The organism is Hahella sp. NS-SX17, assembly GCF_057367735.1.
The window spans coordinates 2,863,040-2,878,367 of sequence record NZ_CM170632.1 but is presented as its reverse complement, the minus strand read 5'-3'; the positions used below and the strand labels follow the sequence as shown (position 1 = coordinate 2,878,367).

The 15,328-nt window shown below is 52.7% G+C and carries 12 protein-coding genes; 5 read left to right on the top strand and 7 right to left on the bottom strand.

The features are described 5' to 3' along the window. The first annotated feature begins 309 nt into the window (after window positions 1–309). From malT to AC2IBB_RS13070, 3 genes are all read left to right on the top strand, one after another. On the top strand, window positions 310–3,033 hold the full coding sequence (malT, locus tag AC2IBB_RS13080) for an HTH-type transcriptional regulator MalT (RefSeq protein WP_486333279.1): 2,724 nt from the start codon (window positions 310–312) through the stop codon (window positions 3,031–3,033). A gap of 196 nt (window positions 3,034–3,229) precedes the next feature. Next, on the top strand, window positions 3,230–4,573 hold the full coding sequence (locus AC2IBB_RS13075) for a glucan 1,4-alpha-maltotetraohydrolase domain-containing protein (RefSeq protein WP_486333278.1): 1,344 nt from the start codon (window positions 3,230–3,232) through the stop codon (window positions 4,571–4,573). A 173-nt stretch (window positions 4,574–4,746) separates the two neighbouring features. Beyond that, complete coding sequence (locus AC2IBB_RS13070) at window positions 4,747–5,004, top strand: GrxA family glutaredoxin (protein ID WP_486333277.1); 258 nt, start codon at window positions 4,747–4,749, stop codon at window positions 5,002–5,004. 89 nt (window positions 5,005–5,093) lie between these two features. Here the strand turns inward: AC2IBB_RS13070 and AC2IBB_RS13065 are convergent, their stop codons facing one another. The 4 genes from AC2IBB_RS13065 to AC2IBB_RS13050 form a co-directional block, all read right to left on the bottom strand. Next, complete coding sequence (locus AC2IBB_RS13065) at window positions 5,094–6,575, bottom strand: OmpA family protein (protein WP_486333276.1); 1,482 nt, start codon at window positions 6,573–6,575, stop codon at window positions 5,094–5,096. 143 nt (window positions 6,576–6,718) lie between these two features. Beyond that, window positions 6,719–7,996 carry an NAD(P)/FAD-dependent oxidoreductase gene (locus AC2IBB_RS13060; RefSeq protein ID WP_486333275.1) on the bottom strand — a complete coding sequence of 426 codons (1,278 nt, stop codon included), beginning with the start codon at window positions 7,994–7,996 and terminating at the stop codon, window positions 6,719–6,721. A gap of 159 nt (window positions 7,997–8,155) precedes the next feature. Then, window positions 8,156–8,596, bottom strand: a complete 441-nt coding sequence (locus tag AC2IBB_RS13055; protein WP_011398087.1) for a hypothetical protein — start codon at window positions 8,594–8,596, stop codon at window positions 8,156–8,158. A gap of 347 nt (window positions 8,597–8,943) precedes the next feature. Further along, window positions 8,944–9,366 carry a transcriptional regulator gene (locus AC2IBB_RS13050; RefSeq protein WP_127971876.1) on the bottom strand — a complete coding sequence of 141 codons (423 nt, stop codon included), beginning with the start codon at window positions 9,364–9,366 and terminating at the stop codon, window positions 8,944–8,946. Window positions 9,367–9,474: 108 nt separating this feature from the next. On the opposite strand from AC2IBB_RS13050, the gene AC2IBB_RS13045 reads away from it, so the two are divergent. After that, window positions 9,475–9,753, top strand: coding sequence for a Cro/CI family transcriptional regulator (locus AC2IBB_RS13045; protein ID WP_486333274.1), 279 nt, complete (start codon window positions 9,475–9,477; stop codon window positions 9,751–9,753). 21 nt (window positions 9,754–9,774) lie between these two features. Beyond that, window positions 9,775–10,002: a hypothetical protein gene (locus AC2IBB_RS13040; RefSeq protein ID WP_486333273.1), complete on the top strand. Its 228-nt coding sequence runs from the start codon at window positions 9,775–9,777 to the stop codon at window positions 10,000–10,002. A gap of 85 nt (window positions 10,003–10,087) precedes the next feature. Here the strand turns inward: AC2IBB_RS13040 and AC2IBB_RS13035 are convergent, their stop codons facing one another. The 3 genes from AC2IBB_RS13035 to AC2IBB_RS13025 form a co-directional block, all read right to left on the bottom strand. Continuing rightward, complete coding sequence (locus AC2IBB_RS13035) at window positions 10,088–12,745, bottom strand: reprolysin-like metallopeptidase (RefSeq protein ID WP_486333272.1); 2,658 nt, start codon at window positions 12,743–12,745, stop codon at window positions 10,088–10,090. Window positions 12,746–12,818: 73 nt separating this feature from the next. Beyond that, window positions 12,819–13,391, bottom strand: coding sequence for a hypothetical protein (locus AC2IBB_RS13030; RefSeq protein ID WP_486333271.1), 573 nt, complete (start codon window positions 13,389–13,391; stop codon window positions 12,819–12,821). A gap of 330 nt (window positions 13,392–13,721) precedes the next feature. Further along, the gene (locus tag AC2IBB_RS13025; protein WP_486333270.1) at window positions 13,722–15,032 is read right to left on the bottom strand and encodes an MATE family efflux transporter; all 1,311 of its coding nucleotides are present in this window, start codon (window positions 15,030–15,032) and stop codon (window positions 13,722–13,724) included. Between the last annotated feature and the right edge of the window lie 296 nt (window positions 15,033–15,328).

Genomic DNA, 15,328 nt, shown 5'->3' with positions numbered 1-15,328 from the left:
GAAACAGGCAATATTGTTAGTAGTTTAATATGCCCCCCGCGTGTCCGCACGCCAGCTGAAGCGCCCATCAGACTGGCTTAGCCGAAGTACGCCTTTTTCTACGCCCCCTCCTCCACGCGCCTCCTCCCCCAACCAAGTCCCTCTACCCCCTGACGCGGCTGTTTACCCGTATTTTCTACCCCCATACCATTCTGAAGTAATAACGCCGCCAGCACTAACCGCAATCCCATTGCACATAAAAACACAGCGGCGCATAACAAAAATAAACAGCCGTAACGGTCAGCGAGAGGCCGCCGGCGGAGCACCCTTATGACAACGAGCGACACACCTGACGCGAGGCCGCTGATCCCGAGCAAGATCAGTCTGCCGCAGTCCAGTCCACATGTTTTAAGCCGTCCCCGTCTGGAGGCCGCCCTGCACGACGCCTCCAGCAAACCACTGTGCATCGTGCGCGCGCCGGCTGGATTCGGCAAAACAACACTGATGGCTCACTGGCGACGCCGTCAACCAGGACGCGCAGCCTGGTTAAGTCTGGATGAACTGGACAACGATCCAAGGCTGTTCGGACGTTATCTGATGGCGACACTGCTACGACAGACGCCCGAACTCAAAGGCCCTTTGACGCGCGTCGAAGAAGCGCTCCCCCTGTACGACCTGATCTGGCTCGCCGGCAAACTGTGCAATGAGCTAAGCACATTGGACCAGCAACTTACTCTTGTGCTGGATGACTATCATTGCGTGCATAACGAAAGTATCCACGAAGCGCTACGCTTTCTGATCCAGCATCAGCCCCCCGCCCTGCGCCTTTTTATACTGACGCGGGCGGAACCGCCGTTAGGTTTGGCGAATTGGCGCGTACGCGGCATGCTGCAGGAAATCGGGGCGGATGAACTCGGCTTTACACTGGAGGAAGCACAGCAGTTTCTTTATGAAAAAAACGATTGGCGGATCGAAGAACCACAAGCCTTGCAGGAAACTTTGCAGCGCCTGAAAGGCTGGGCGGCTGGCCTGCAGATCATTGCGCTGTCGGCGCCCGAGAAAGATTCATTCAATGAGTATCTGCGTCGTTTTAATGGCGCGCACGCACACGTACTGGACTTTCTAGCGGAGGAGGTTCTCAGCAAACAGTCACCGGAACGTCAGGACTTCCTGTTGAAGACTAGCATTCTGGAGCGCTTCAATGCTGAACTTGCGCAGGCGGTGACAGGGCAAAAAAACAGCTTTGCCATGCTACAGGATCTGGAGAAAAGCGGCCTGTTCATCGCGCCGCTGGATGAATACCGCACTTGGTACAGTTACCATCCTTTTTTTGCAGAGTTTTTACGCCATCAGCTGCTGCTCCAAGTCCCTCCCCACACCATTACCAGCTTGCATCAAAAAGCTTACGAGTGGTGGCTGCACAAGTCTCAAACCGCCGAAGCGCTGACTCACTTACTGCAGGTTGGCGATCCCGCTCAGATCGCCGAGGCGCTATCCGCGCATGGATGGGCTCTCTTCGAACAAGGCCGATTGAACCTGATTGAAAGGTGTCTGGAGGCGCTTCCCGCCCCCATTATCGCCCACGATAACAAACTCGCCTTGTTAAAGGCCTGGGTATGCCTGACGCAAGCCGACCCCGGATCATTGCGGGAAGCGCTCAGTCAAGCCGAGCAACGCTTACCGGATCATCAGGAAGAAGCGCAATGGCGACGGGTCAGCGCAGAGATCAGCGCGCTAAAGGCCCAGCTCTACGCCACTGTCGAGGATATTGAGTCCGCGCACAGCCACGCGCAGCAGGCTCTTGCAATCAGCTCCAACGCATCAAACGCCGCCGCCATCGCTCTTTCGGTCCTGGGCGAAACACACGTCTGTCGCGGGGAGCTGGAACAAGCGCGGGAGGCGTTCATGCAAGCGGAGTCCTCCGCTCGCGCGGCTGACTCCATGCACGGCCTGCTCTGGACGCTTGGCCAGCAAGCGGATGTCTTGCGCCATCAAGGAGACCTGATTGGGTGCCACCAACAGCAAACTGTCGTTCTGCAGTTGGCTCGGGAGCACCATCTCGCCCAAACGCCTGTCATGGAGTTCATTCATCGCCAGCGAGCCGAACTACTGATCGAATGGCTGCAATGCCATGAGGCCAAGCAACACTGCGACGCGGGCTTACGCATCATCGAGCATCTGGAGCCCTATTGCGCCATTCCGCTCAACGCCCTTAAAGCCAGCATCGCTTTACAACAGGACGAAGCTGGCGTAGCGGAAACCTTTTTGCGACGAAATACGCTGCTAATACGTGAACACCACTGCCACTCGGACTGGCGCGCGCTCTCCGCCTCCATACATCTTCGTTATTGGCGTCAACAGCGCAACCTCTCCGCCATCACTGAGTGGCTGAATACAGAGCCGCCGCCAAGCCCCGCTCCAAGCCATTTTCAGCAACGTCGGGCGCGCAACCTAGCATTCGCCCTGCTTTGCCTGGACAGGTCCAGAGATGCTCAACAAATATTGCAGCCGTTAACAGCTCAATCAAGCCATTACGGCTTGCGTTTATGCGAGATGGAAAACCAGATTCTTTCCGCCTGGGCCTGCCTGCGACTCGGAAGCGAAAGCGACGCTCGCCACGCCCTGTCGCGAGCGATACAACTGGCGGAGCCCATGCGCGCAATCGCCAGCTTGCTACAAGCTCCCGAATGCATACTGGAACTCTATGGGGCCATGCTGGAAGACGCACGCCTCTCCAGCGCCGAACGCCGCCATTTACAACGCGTGCAGGAACTTTCGAAACGCCAGCATCGGCCACAGAAAAAAACGCGCAATATGCCAGAGCAGGCAAGGGCCCTTGCGCTAACACCCAAAGAGTGGGAAGTGCTGCGCCTGATAGGCGAAGGCAGCAGCAATGAGCGTATCGCCGAGCGCCTGTATGTAGCGCCCAGCACCGTGCGCAGCCATATCAAGCATGTATACCAGAAACTGGGCATCTCAAGCCGGGTTGAGGCGCGACGCGTGTCCCGCGACTTATCGCAAGGCAGAGTCGCCGACTTTGGCGATCAGGGGTAGACCGACAGGCCTAAACGCTGAAAATCCCCCCGTAAATCCCCCATTTGCATGGAAGCTTCCCAGGCTGGCCTTGGTTATGATCGAAGGGTAACGCATATCCGAAGCGGCCAGCTGGCCGCCGCCATATCCACGAGCATGGCGCACGGATTAAACAATATGGACTTCAGAAAAAATACAATACCGGAGCTCATTCATTATGTTGAAAGTTCATCGACCAACCCGAATCACTCTTGCTATCCGGCACGCAGCCGCCTGCGCCGCTGCCGCCTTATTAACCGTCGCAACCGCCACCGCACACGCCGACAGTTCCGGCAAAAGCGACGCCGGCGTTCGCTTTCACGGCGGCGACGAAGTCATTCTTCAAGGCTTTCACTGGAACGTCGTACGCACAGCAGAGCATAACTGGTACAACATCCTGCAAAGCAAGGCCCAACAAATCCGCGATGACGGCTTCACCGCCATCTGGATGCCGGTTCCCTGGCGTGATAATTCATCCTGGCAAGCGTCCAGCGATACACGTTTTGGCGGCGAAGGCTACTTTTGGGCGGATATGAATAAAAACAGCCGCTACGGCGATGACGGCCAGTTGAAACAAGCCGCCTCCGCTCTGAAGAATAAGGGAGTCAAAGTTATCTACGACATCGTGCCCAATCACCATGATCGCGGCCACAGCAACGACTCTCTCAACTTCCCCTCAGGACAAGGTTATTATCGTTCCGACTGCAGCTCTTGCGACGACGGCGACCCATTTATGGACGGTGGATCGGATTTCAGCACCGCTCATCCAGATGTCTACGACCTGTTCAAGAATGAGCTGACGAACCTAAAGACCAACTACAGCGCGGGCGGATTCCGTTTCGACTTCGTACGGGGTTACGCTCCGGAGCGAATCAACGCCTGGATGAGCGCGGCGCTCGACAATGGATATTGCGTTGGCGAATTATGGAAAGGCCCCAGCGAATACCCTTCCTGGGATTGGCGTCACAGCGCCAGCTGGCAGGAAATCCTGAAGGATTTCACAGATAACTCCGATTGCTCCGTCTTCGACTTTGCTCTCAAGGAGCGCATGCAAAACGGCTCCATTGCAGACTGGAGATACGGGCTCAACGGCAATCCCAGCGCCCAATGGCGCGAAGTCGCAGTCACATTCGTTGACAACCATGACACCGGCTATTCTCCCGGCCCTCTTGGAGGCCAGCATCACTGGGCGCTGCCGGATTGGAAGCGCAAGATGGCTTACGCCTATATCCTCTCCAGCCCAGGTACGCCGGTTGTGTATTGGCCTCATATGTACGACTGGGGAATGCGCGACTTTATTCGCAATCTAATCCAATTACGCAAGTCTGCAGGGGTTAAAGCTTACTCCGGGGTGCAATTTCATGACGGCTTCAGTGGCTTGGTAGGAACAACCAGCGGCAGCAATGGAAAACTTTTGTTCGCTATTGATTCCAACTTCAGCGCTCCCAACCAAGTGGCGGGCGGCTCATGGAGTCTGGCGGTCAACGAGGACGGTGGCCGTATTCGCATCTGGCGTCAATGACGTCGCCTCCCGGGCGGTTCACGCCCGGGCTTCCCCCTTCTCCTAAACAAAATTTCAACGCAAGCCAATAACAAAAATCAATCAAAACGTTATTAACTATCAATTTTCCTCCTCTCGTCGCCCCGTATAATCTAAGTCGCATTGTTTCACTCGCTCCTACGGAGGCATCAGTCATGTATACGGTGATTTTTGGTCGATCAGGTTGCCCCTATTGCGTTAGGGCCAAGGAAATTGCAGAGCAGCTAAAAGACCAGCGACAAGATTTCGACTTTCGCTACATCGATATTCACGAGGAAGGGATCAGCAAGGCTGATCTGGAGAAAACAGTCGGTAAGCCTGTCCTGACCGTACCGCAGATATTTATCGACAAAGAACACATCGGCGGATGCAATGAGTTTGAAAGTTACGTGCGTCAGAACCTGAAGCACTGACCATTCAGCAATCAGACCGATAAGCAGGCGCATAAATGCGCCTCCGCGGCGGCTGGCCGCGGGGGACAATGTATATGCGATAAAACTCGCTACTGGAGTCTCCGGATCAGCTCAACTCGACGATTGCGTTTTTTTCCAGCGTCCGAAAGGTTGTCCGCTTCCGGCGCCACCGGGCCAACGCCATAAGCAATCAAGCGTCCTTGCGCGACCCCGTACTCTTCCACCAAACGAGCGACAACCGCCTTGGCCCGCGCTGATGAAAGTTCGATATTGTGCTGGAAAGCACCCGTATCATCCGTATGCCCAGTAACATATAACAATAACTCCGGACGCTTTTTCAGCAAACCGGCGATAGCATCCAGGGTTGGTTTAGACTCATCCTTGACCACGGATTTACCCGTATCAAAGAACACACCATATAGAAGCGCTTTTCCGGTTTCATCGATATCACGACTCAAGCTGTCTACATCCACAGTTATCAGGTCGTCCTCCAACGCTTCCGACTCCAGAATAATCTGTTGCACTACGGCCTCATCTTCGTAGCCGCCAATAAATAGCGCGACATACGCCTTACCTTTAGCGGCGTCCTTTGACGCCACAATGAAATAGGGCTTACGGTAGTAGTTGTAGACGGACTCTGTCGGTGAAATCAGCCCCCCTAGATGAGCCGATTTGTACTCATCGCCGCATTGCTGTAACTCACAGGAATATATAGTGGTGAAACCGCCTTTTGACAGCGCCGCTTTATAGTTTTCGTACAGCTTCAAAGTGGAGACGTTTTCCAGTTCGTAATAATGCCTGGACAAATCGCCAACCAAATCCAAAGTTTCATACTGATAGGGCTTGTCTTCTCCAGTGAGTGCGGAAACGGGGATACTGATACGCTCGTAATCCACGACCTTGCTCTGCCGCAGGCTCGCACCGGGGTAGCGAGGTAATAAAGTATGATCTTCTTGCATCGCGTCGGCGTCATTCGCCTTCGTCACAGTCGCTGGCGGCTGCGCCCCAAGGTAAGCAACGTTCAGTGTAATCAAGTCACTCTGCAACGGTTCTTCTTCCATCACAACCTGCTGCACCGCAACTTCGTCCTGATAGCCGCCAATGAATACAGCCACCGTGACCTTGCCTTTTTGCGCCCCTTTCTCATAAATCATGTAGTAAGGGTCGCGGTAATAGTTATAGACGCTGTCATTGGGCGATACCAAAGCGCCCAGTTCCGCAACTTGATAGTCCGAACCGCACTGCGCTAGCTCGCACAGATAAACAGGCTTGAAACCGCTTTTTTCCAGCGCAGCCTGATAATTTTTATAAACTTTTAGCGTGGAGACGTTTTCGAGATTATAGAAATGCTGGGTCAGATCGCCCGTCAGGGTTAACTTTTCATATTCGTAAGGCTTATCTTCGCCGCTGAGCCTGCTGGCGGGAATGGTGAGCGGCGCATAATCAACCTGCATGTAGGCGCTTACTGAGGCTCCAGGATAACGACTTAACAGCGGATGATCCGGATCATCCGCATAAACACTGGCGGCGCTCAAACAACCAATCAACGTAGCGGTAAACCTTCTAAGCATGGAACTCCCCTATGTGTGGACGTAATTGCAGGAAATATAAGCGCTTTCTGCAGCTGTTTTCCGTCACTATTATTGGGAGAGACGCGCCTCCCCCTTAGGAAGACGCGTTAGAAAGGTCTGATTAGCGGACGTTGAGAAAGTGGTTAAGAAGAGACCTTCAGCCTTTCAATTCCGAAAGCCTTTAATATGTAACGCTCAAAGAGCGGTTCCGTCGACCCATTGCGTAACTTGAGCAGAAAGTACTTCTCGAACGCCACTTTGGCGACATGCACCCACCTGCCCTCACGCATCCAGTTCACGTTGCGCGGCGGCATCTGTGGAATCGCCACGAAGGCGATTCCGGTGTCCCCCATATCCGCCAAACACACCGCATTCCAGGTCGCCTCCGCCTTGGGATCAGCGCCAGCAAGCGTAGAGTGAATATTCTTCGCCACCGCCGTCGCCATACTTTCAATCATATAACCGGTTTTGGGAACACCGGTTGGAACAGGCGTCTTTTCTCTGGGCGCAATCGCTACCGCCACGCCAATACCCCATACATTAGGATAACTGGGGTTACGCTGATGTTTATCGATTACGACAAAGCCACGGGGATTCACAAGTCCTTCCACACCTCTCAGTGCGTCTATTCCCGTAAAAGCGGGCAGCATCATGGAATACTTGAACGGTAGTTCGCGACGTTGTTTATCTTCTCCCGTCTCATCCACTTCCATAACCGTCATGAGATTATTGTCGACAGACTCAACCTTGGCGTTACAAACCCAGTCTATGTGTTTTTGTCGCAATTGAGACTCCAGCATTCCCTTGCTATCGCCCACCCCACCTAACCCAAGATGGCCGATATAGGGCTCAGAAGTAACGAACGTCATGGGAACTTTATCGCGAATGCGCCGCTTGCGCAGATCCCGATCCATAATGAAGGCGAATTCATAAGCCGGACCAAAACAGGACGCGCCTTGCACCGCGCCCACAACAATAGGCCCCGGATCGTCGAGAAACTCCCGCCATTTCTGACTGGCTTTTATAGCGTGGTCAATATGACAAATGGATTGAGTGTAGCCTCCAGGACCCAACCCTGGTATCTCATCAAACGCCAGACGAGGACCCGTCGCGATGATCAGATGGTCGTAGGAGATGCTATCTCCGTTTTTAAGTTCTATGCGGCTGGCGTCCGGGTCGACCTTTTGCGCTGCGCCGACCACCAATTCTACGCCTTTGCCGGATAAGGGGGACTGCAGCGGAATTTTGATCGCCTCCGGCTCCCGCCATCCGATGGCCACCCAAGGATTGGACGGCACGAAATGAAAATAATCTTTATCACTCACCACCACAATGCGGTGGTCTTTACTTAATGTTTCCCTTAACTCAAACGCCATGGGCATTCCACCCAGGCCCGCGCCTAAAATAACAATCGTCGCCATGCGCTTCCCTCTTTGTCGTCAATTCCACTCTGACGCGGCTCAATCCCGCCGCCGCCTTGTCTCCAGTATTTCCTGAGACTCAGCAGAATAATTCAAAGCCGCACCACTTCGCTACAGCTGTAAACCGCGCATATGCGACTTAGACGACAAAAAGGCCCGTCAGGATGCGACGGGGCTTTCCTGAATCCTTACAGCAGCGCCGTTATGTCCTCTTTTTACGCTTGGCCCAGAGGGCTTGCGGAAAGCATGACGGATACGGTCCAACTCCGACACCAGCAAGGTGCGCTCAAACTCGGTTGTGCGATCGTAAAGATCCAACCAAGCCTGCTTCTCAGGGGGCAGTTGGTAGACAGGTCCATCTTCTTCCATACGTACGCGATACATGGGGCCATCGCCGGTACGCAGCCATTCGAAGTTGCCATCCCATTTATCAGCAATGGTAATCAGGTAGTCTGCTCCCACCTGGTAAATATCTCCGTTGAACCATTGGCGCACCGTTTCGTAGCGTACGTTACAGGCGACGGAGATTTCCCGTTTAATTTTCCGAGGATGTACTCCCCGGTCCAGTAGTAGTCTTTCAATTCTTTTTGTAACACTCATATGCAAGCCAGCTTTGTTAAGATTTGTAAATTGTATCTCGCATTAATACAAGCTTGCATGCCTAATTCCAAAATTTTTTGTTACATTGACAATGATTAATAAAAGTACAACTGGATTTCGCTCTCATTCCACGACTTCACCTTCACCGCAAAAGGCTTTAGACAGTAGGCTTGGCGCGCTTCCACTCATGACGCAGGCGCAATCGCTCAACAAACGAAAAAGAAGACAGAATATTAAGAACAGGTAAGAAGAAAGGACAACTTATAGCGGGAGACTGACTCCCCGATGTGAAAGTCAGTCAGAGACTTGGACAGAAGTACAATTTTCAGTTAAAAGCCAACAAGTTATCAGCTTTTAACTTTTTCTTCCTTTTTTGAGAAAGAGGCCGGCTCCAACCCTTCATAGGGATTTTGAATAGACTTACGGAACCTTTTCAGCTCGTTAAGCATATAAGCCCGCTCAACATCAGACGTGTTATCGAACAATTCCAACCACGCCCTTTTTTCCTCAGGCAGATAGGAAGCAGCCTCTTCGCTGATCTTAGGCTTCTCCATCGATCCCTTGCCAGTGTAGAGCCAATCAAAGTTGGCGTCCCATTTGTCAGCGATAATCAACAAGTAGTTAGCGCCCACTTCAGCAATCGTACCGTTAAACCACTGACGTACAGTTTCATAACGGACGCCGCAAGCGTTAGAAATTTTCCGTTTTACCTGGCGGCGATGAACGCCTCTTTCGAGTAGTAGTTGTTCGATTCTTTCGGTTACAGACATATGCAAGCCAGCTTTGTAGTTTGCCGCATTGTAACTCGCCTTGCCACAAATATGCTTGCTTTATTTAAGCAATTATGCTTGTATAACGCGCGATGTAAGGAGGCAGCTATGACGAAAGCGGAAGTACTTGCTTACTTCGGTTCGGTGGCGAACGTCGCCAAAACGTTAGGAATCACCACCCAGGCTGTTTATGAGTGGGGAGACTCGGTGCCTGAGCCGCGGCAATGGCAATTGCAGGTTCTGACCGACGGCGTTCTGAAAGTTACATCGAAGCGGAGCAGACAAGGTAAATCATCCACTCAAAATCTGAAGAAAAATGTAAAGGTTGGACAGAAAGCCAAAAGCGACAAAACCGGCGATGCAGACAAAGTTACCAAGGGAATATAGAGGGATAGCAAAGGGAGGCCCATGCTGTTACTAAGCCTGACTGGAGCCATATTGATCATGACTGCATTGTGTTTGCTGTTCTTCATCAGAAATGCGAAAGCCTCCGAGTTACGGCTACGCCTGATGAAAGAAAACTACGAAGCATTCAAAAAGCTTCCCAGCTATGAAGACATGCTTTATCGGTTTTGGATTCCCCTCACTCAATTTGAGGAAAAAGCGACAGGCGAACAAAGGAAGGAGGAAAGTTGACCCCAGATTTATCGACCTGAGTAATCTACAAATGCATTCAAAAGAAGGTGAGCATCGCGCTCACCTTCTTTGCTTATGGCTGGCGTTATTTACGAGGAGATTTAAATCGCAGCCATCCCAGCGCCGCCAACATCCACCACACAGCGCCGCCGCCACCTGAATCGCTATCGCCTGAATCGCTATCGCCTGAATCGCTATCGCCTGAATCGCTATCGCCTGAATCGCTATCGCCTGAGTCGCTATCACCTGAATCGCTATCACCTGAATCGCTATCACCTGAATCGCTATCACCTGAATCGCTATCACCTGAATTGCTATCGCCTGAGTCGCTATCGCCTGAGTCGCTATCACCTGAATCGTCGCCACCAGTCGGCTCTTCATCGTCGTTCGTGATGACGCCGGCAGCCGTCGCCTGACTGACATCCCCAGATGACGGGTTGCTTATTGTCAGCGTGAAAGACTCATCCGTCTCAAATGTCGTATCGCCAGAGACATTAATCGTAAACGTCTTACTAAACTCACCCGCAGCCAAACTCACTGATCCGGAAGGCAATACGCCACCGAAGTCTGTCGCGTCGGCGGAATCAACGCCCGACCCTGCTACGTTGTAATCCACTGTCATGTCGACAATCGCGTACTGACGGGTAACTTGAAAGGTAAAAGCCGTCTGACCGCTATTCCCTTCGGCTTGGTTCGCGCTCACCGCGCTGACGGAAATGTTCCCGGAAGTATTCACAGAAACCAGAGAAAAGTTCGCAGGGGAAACGTTAAAGAACACATTGTCGCTGCACTTCACTCGAATCCGCCCATTTGCGGTGTCCGTGTTGGGAGCAACCACTCTTTCAAATCCATCGTTGGACGCGCCGGCTTTAATCATCGTGGGGAACGTTGAACCGCCGTCTTTCGATAGTTCGATATCCACCTGGCTACAACTGACCGGAGCCAGATTCGTGTTCGCCACATCCCAGGTCACATCCATCTGCTGTCCGCCAGTATAGGTTCCAGCAGCTGGAGCAGTTACCTTAAATGGCCCCGAATCGCTATCAACCGTCAACGTAACATCATCCTGATTGACGCCGAAGTCGCCAGACCTGACCGTTACTCTGAAGTTTAGGTCCCTGTCTCTTGTGGGGAGGGTTTCGCCAAAAGAACCCGTCAAATCCCCTGAAAGTATGGTATCCAGCTTCGGAAAGTAACGAGTCGGCGATGTCGTCCCTTGAAAAGATCTAAACAATGGTCGAGAACCATCATCCGTCGCCATTTGTTCTGCATTAGATGTCGAGCCTCCCAGGTCTTTTTGCTCCCAGGTGTAAGTTAACCCCGCAAGATCGCCTGAATCGACATCCGACGCCACAGCAGTCAGCATAAACGGAGTACTGGCGGGAATAGTGTGAGCAACCCCTGCGTCAACCGTTGGCGGTGTGTTGCTTACACTCACCAGCGTTCCGCAACTGGCGCCGCTCCCTCCAATGATGTGGTTATGGATCTGTTCCAAGCTTCCACCATGGAAGAAGTCATCTGCGTTATTCTGTACGTTTTGCGGCGAGCAGAGTCCCGAGTAAGACATAATCGTCGAACCAGACCCAACTTCCCATGCGCTGCTGGCTGAACGACGTCCGCCGCCACAATCGCCACTCACCGCGTTAAATGTATGGCCTGCGCCAAACTGGTGCCCCAGCTCATGCGCCAGCAAGTCCGACACAAAGTACTCAAAGCGGCCATCAGGATTTCCAAGGCCAGTCCGCCCTTGCGCCTTATAATTGCTGCTACAAACCACACCGACATAGGCTAGTCCGCCACCCACTTGATTGAGCAGATGGCCGACGTCGTAATTCGCAGTTCCTATAACGCTGTCAAGGTTGGACTGATTTTCCGGCAGCATGTTTGAGGAGCTAGAGTAAGGGTCTGTTGACGAATCTGTGTAAATAATGCTGTCATTATCCGCAACCAGCTGAAAACGAACTGCGACTTCCTTTTCGTAAATCTGATTCAGGCGGTTAACGACAGAAACAATAAATGCCTGAGTTTCCGCCACAGAAGGGTTACTTGAATCACTGCTGACCGAAGCAGAAAACTCGCCGGTAGCAGCCATCGCCAGTCGATATACTTTATAGCTGTCGCCAAAGCTTACTCGTTCCGCCAGACCAGGAATCTCAAGAGATTTCAGGTAACCATACTCATTACTGCTTTCTACGGAATGATCGTGCTCCGCCGTATCACACTGTAAAGGCTCTTTACTTGGTAAATCCTCTTTAAAAAAGCCGCGATATTGGCTGACGCTCTCTGTCTCGCTGAAGCTGGATTCCGGCTCAATAACCATGGTGGCTTCCGGTGTGTTGACATAACCGTGAAAGCCGCGCGGCGTCGTATCAATACGCCCGCTGACGCCTTTATCCTCAACGCCGAACACCTTGTAAGTGCGTAGCTCTGGGTACTTGGCTTCCAGCTCTGGAGCCATCACAGGAGAGTAATACGCTTCCAGCAATATAAAACCGCCATCAGGCTTAGGATAGTAAAACGGCAATCCTTCTAACGCGCCTTCGAGGGGGGCGTCTTGCAGATAGATCTTAAGGCGCGCCATATCCGCCGCTATTCCGCGATAGTGGAACGCTGACTCAACCTGCGCCTGCGCCTTACCCGCCACGTCCAGCCACAATCCGTCGGGAGACTGAGCGTGGGAAACGCTGGCGATAGCCAACGCCAACTGCGACGCCACAAAAAATGCTGTTTTATTCATGCTCATCAACTTAATTACCTGATAAAAATCTCTTTTGCCTCAAGCCCTTGCATAGGACTCCCAGCCAACTCGCCAGCGGTTAAAACCAGCTTTTGATGGATCGCCACATCCGCGAGAAAAACCCTGGCTCCATTGTTTCATCACGCGCCTCGACGCGATTCTCAGCGGCTTCCGGGTCGAGAGCATTCGAAGGCTCAACGGGCTTGGGGATGTATGGCAGATCCTGTTTGAAGAAAACCCGGTAGCGATCATCCGTCTTCCTATTGGAAAACCGGCTCTCAGGCTCAATCAATACACTACGGCCATCCATGGTGAGAAAAGCCTTGAAGCCGGCGTCCGTATAATCGATGCGGCCTGACAAGGCGGGGATATCCACGCCATGAACTTTGTAAGTTCGGATATTGGGAAACTTTTCAGCAAGCTCAGGGGCCATCACCGGCGAGTCAAACGCCTCGACAGCAATGAAGCGCCGGTCCGGCATGGGCAATGTTAATTGCAAGCCATCAGCGGCGCCTTCTTGGGGGGCGGCTCTGAGGTAGGCGCGTAGCTCCTCGCCTTTCAACGCGACAGCAAAATACGGAAATTCTTGCGTTTTCTGCGTCTCCGTAATGGGCGACCAGAATGACGTCTCAGCACTTGCGGTCTGGGACATCAAAACGATTCCTCCAATCCAAGCAAACTGTTGCGCGGACTTTATGGCCTTGCGTAACTGCACTGTACCCCCGAGAGAAACTGCGACCAGCTGCGATCAAAAAACGATCACAACTAAGTTAATCCTCAATATATAAACGGATTCGGGGCGGACTACTATGTAGTTTTTGTAAGAATGAGAAGAAAGACCGCCTCTAATCACAAAAGATCGCCGCACCTCAAACAAGACATACTGAGCCTAAAGTCGACTCATGCTTAAAGAGATGCGACAACCTATTGAATTTATAGGCAGTTTAATGGAAAAGAACGATTGACGCGCCGGCCATTTGGCTTAGTTGTGAGTTAATTGGGACTCAGTTGGCGCCGTTACAAAAGTACTGTTTTCTTTCCGTAATTCTCCTTTCAGCGCTCGATTGACCCGCCAGTTGAACAGCGCGGTAAGGCATATTGCAGTAAACCCGAGACCTACGCCTAACCCCATCCAGACACCAACAATCCCCCACTGCCCTTTCAGCAGCCACGCAACAGGGAAGCCAACCAGCCAATATCCAACCACTGTAATCAGGGTCGGCGCAGCCCCCATACGCAAGGCTCTCAGGGCGGTCATCATGATGACCTGGGCGCCGTCCACCAGCTGGAAAATAGCGGCCACCGCCAGCAGGCTGACGCCAAGGGTCAATACGTCCTGATCCAGCGCGCCTTCTCCACCAAGAGTAAACAAACCGACAATCTGCTCAGGCAAGAGTAGAAACACCAAGGCTGACACAAGACAAAACAGCCCGCCTAATGACAAGCCTGTCCATGCGTAGCTTTTCAACTCTCCCAGGCGACCTTCGCCATAACACTGCCCTACCCGGATTGAAGCGCCTTGGGCGAAACCAATATAAATATTGAAAGACATAGAGGCCGCTTGCAGGGCAATCTGGTGCGCCGCCAGCGCCACCGCCCCCATAGCCCCAGCCAATAATGTGGCGGCGGTAAACAGTCCCGCCTCCATTGTCCAAGCCAACATAATCGGCAGCCCCAGGGAATAGAAAGGCTTGAAATCCACCAAGCGGGTCTTGATTTTCGTCAATCCACCCAGCACCTCGCGGACTTCCGCATAGCGATTCAAGTCCAAGACAAGCATGACGCACATGAATACGCATACCAGAGCCGTACCGATCGCTACGCCAGCGATGCCCAATTCAGGGAAAAAGCGCCAGCCGGTCATCAACGCATAGCTCAGCGGCACGTTAAGGGCCACCGCCGCCAGACTGATTCGCATGATGGAGGTAGTGCGCGACATGCCCGCGGCCAGGCCCCGCAATACCATGAAGGCAAAGGCAGGCAGACTGATCCAGGCGGCCTGTCCCAGATATTGCGAAGCATAGGCCACGGCCTGGGGTTCCTGTCCCATACTCAACAAAAGCGCTGGAGTCACTTTCATCACCAGCGCCACCATGGCGGCGATAATCACTACGAGAATCAGTCCCGCTTTAACTATGCGAATGATGTCCCGCCGCGCGCCCCGGCCGCTATGAAAAGCGACCTCGTTAGCGACTGCTGCGAGCAAACCACTGATCACCACCAATATGAAGTTGAAAATAGCCGCGCCTAACCCTGCGCCCGCCAACTCTTCCACCCCTAAAATCCCAAACATAATGGAGTCGCAGAAAATCATAGCCGACTGCGCAACCTGAGCCGCTGATAATGGAAGGGATAATTTTAGAACTTCTCTTAACCTGCTCATTTTTCCTTGCTCTCTCTTCGGCAGCGTCTCACGACGAGCCCTCGCCACACACCTGTTAGTTAGTTTCACTTAATAAATTAAAGCTGTCGTCTGGAATCTGCTTCCTGCAGGTCCATGTTCATTCCAAACGGAGCCAGTTAAAGGCCGGCGATAATGCCGCCTCAACAAAGCTGTTGCCTAAATTAGGTTGGAGCGGCAATATTCAC

Bases quoted from the DNA above. Each gene is read 5' to 3' on its own strand.
- malT (WP_486333279.1), top strand. From the start codon at position 310: ATGACAACGAGCGACACACCTGACGCGAGGCCGCTGATCCCGAGCAAG.
- AC2IBB_RS13075 (WP_486333278.1), top strand. From the start codon at position 3,230: ATGTTGAAAGTTCATCGACCAACCCGAATCACTCTTGCTATCCGGCAC.
- AC2IBB_RS13070 (WP_486333277.1), top strand. From the start codon at position 4,747: ATGTATACGGTGATTTTTGGTCGATCAGGTTGCCCCTATTGCGTTAGG.
- AC2IBB_RS13065 (WP_486333276.1), bottom strand. From the start codon at position 6,575: ATGCTTAGAAGGTTTACCGCTACGTTGATTGGTTGTTTGAGCGCCGCC.
- AC2IBB_RS13060 (WP_486333275.1), bottom strand. From the start codon at position 7,996: ATGGCGACGATTGTTATTTTAGGCGCGGGCCTGGGTGGAATGCCCATG.
- AC2IBB_RS13055 (WP_011398087.1), bottom strand. From the start codon at position 8,596: ATGAGTGTTACAAAAAGAATTGAAAGACTACTACTGGACCGGGGAGTA.
- AC2IBB_RS13050 (WP_127971876.1), bottom strand. From the start codon at position 9,366: ATGTCTGTAACCGAAAGAATCGAACAACTACTACTCGAAAGAGGCGTT.
- AC2IBB_RS13045 (WP_486333274.1), top strand. From the start codon at position 9,475: ATGACGAAAGCGGAAGTACTTGCTTACTTCGGTTCGGTGGCGAACGTC.
- AC2IBB_RS13040 (WP_486333273.1), top strand. From the start codon at position 9,775: ATGCTGTTACTAAGCCTGACTGGAGCCATATTGATCATGACTGCATTG.
- AC2IBB_RS13035 (WP_486333272.1), bottom strand. From the start codon at position 12,745: ATGAGCATGAATAAAACAGCATTTTTTGTGGCGTCGCAGTTGGCGTTG.
- AC2IBB_RS13030 (WP_486333271.1), bottom strand. From the start codon at position 13,391: ATGTCCCAGACCGCAAGTGCTGAGACGTCATTCTGGTCGCCCATTACG.
- AC2IBB_RS13025 (WP_486333270.1), bottom strand. From the start codon at position 15,032: ATGTTTGGGATTTTAGGGGTGGAAGAGTTGGCGGGCGCAGGGTTAGGC.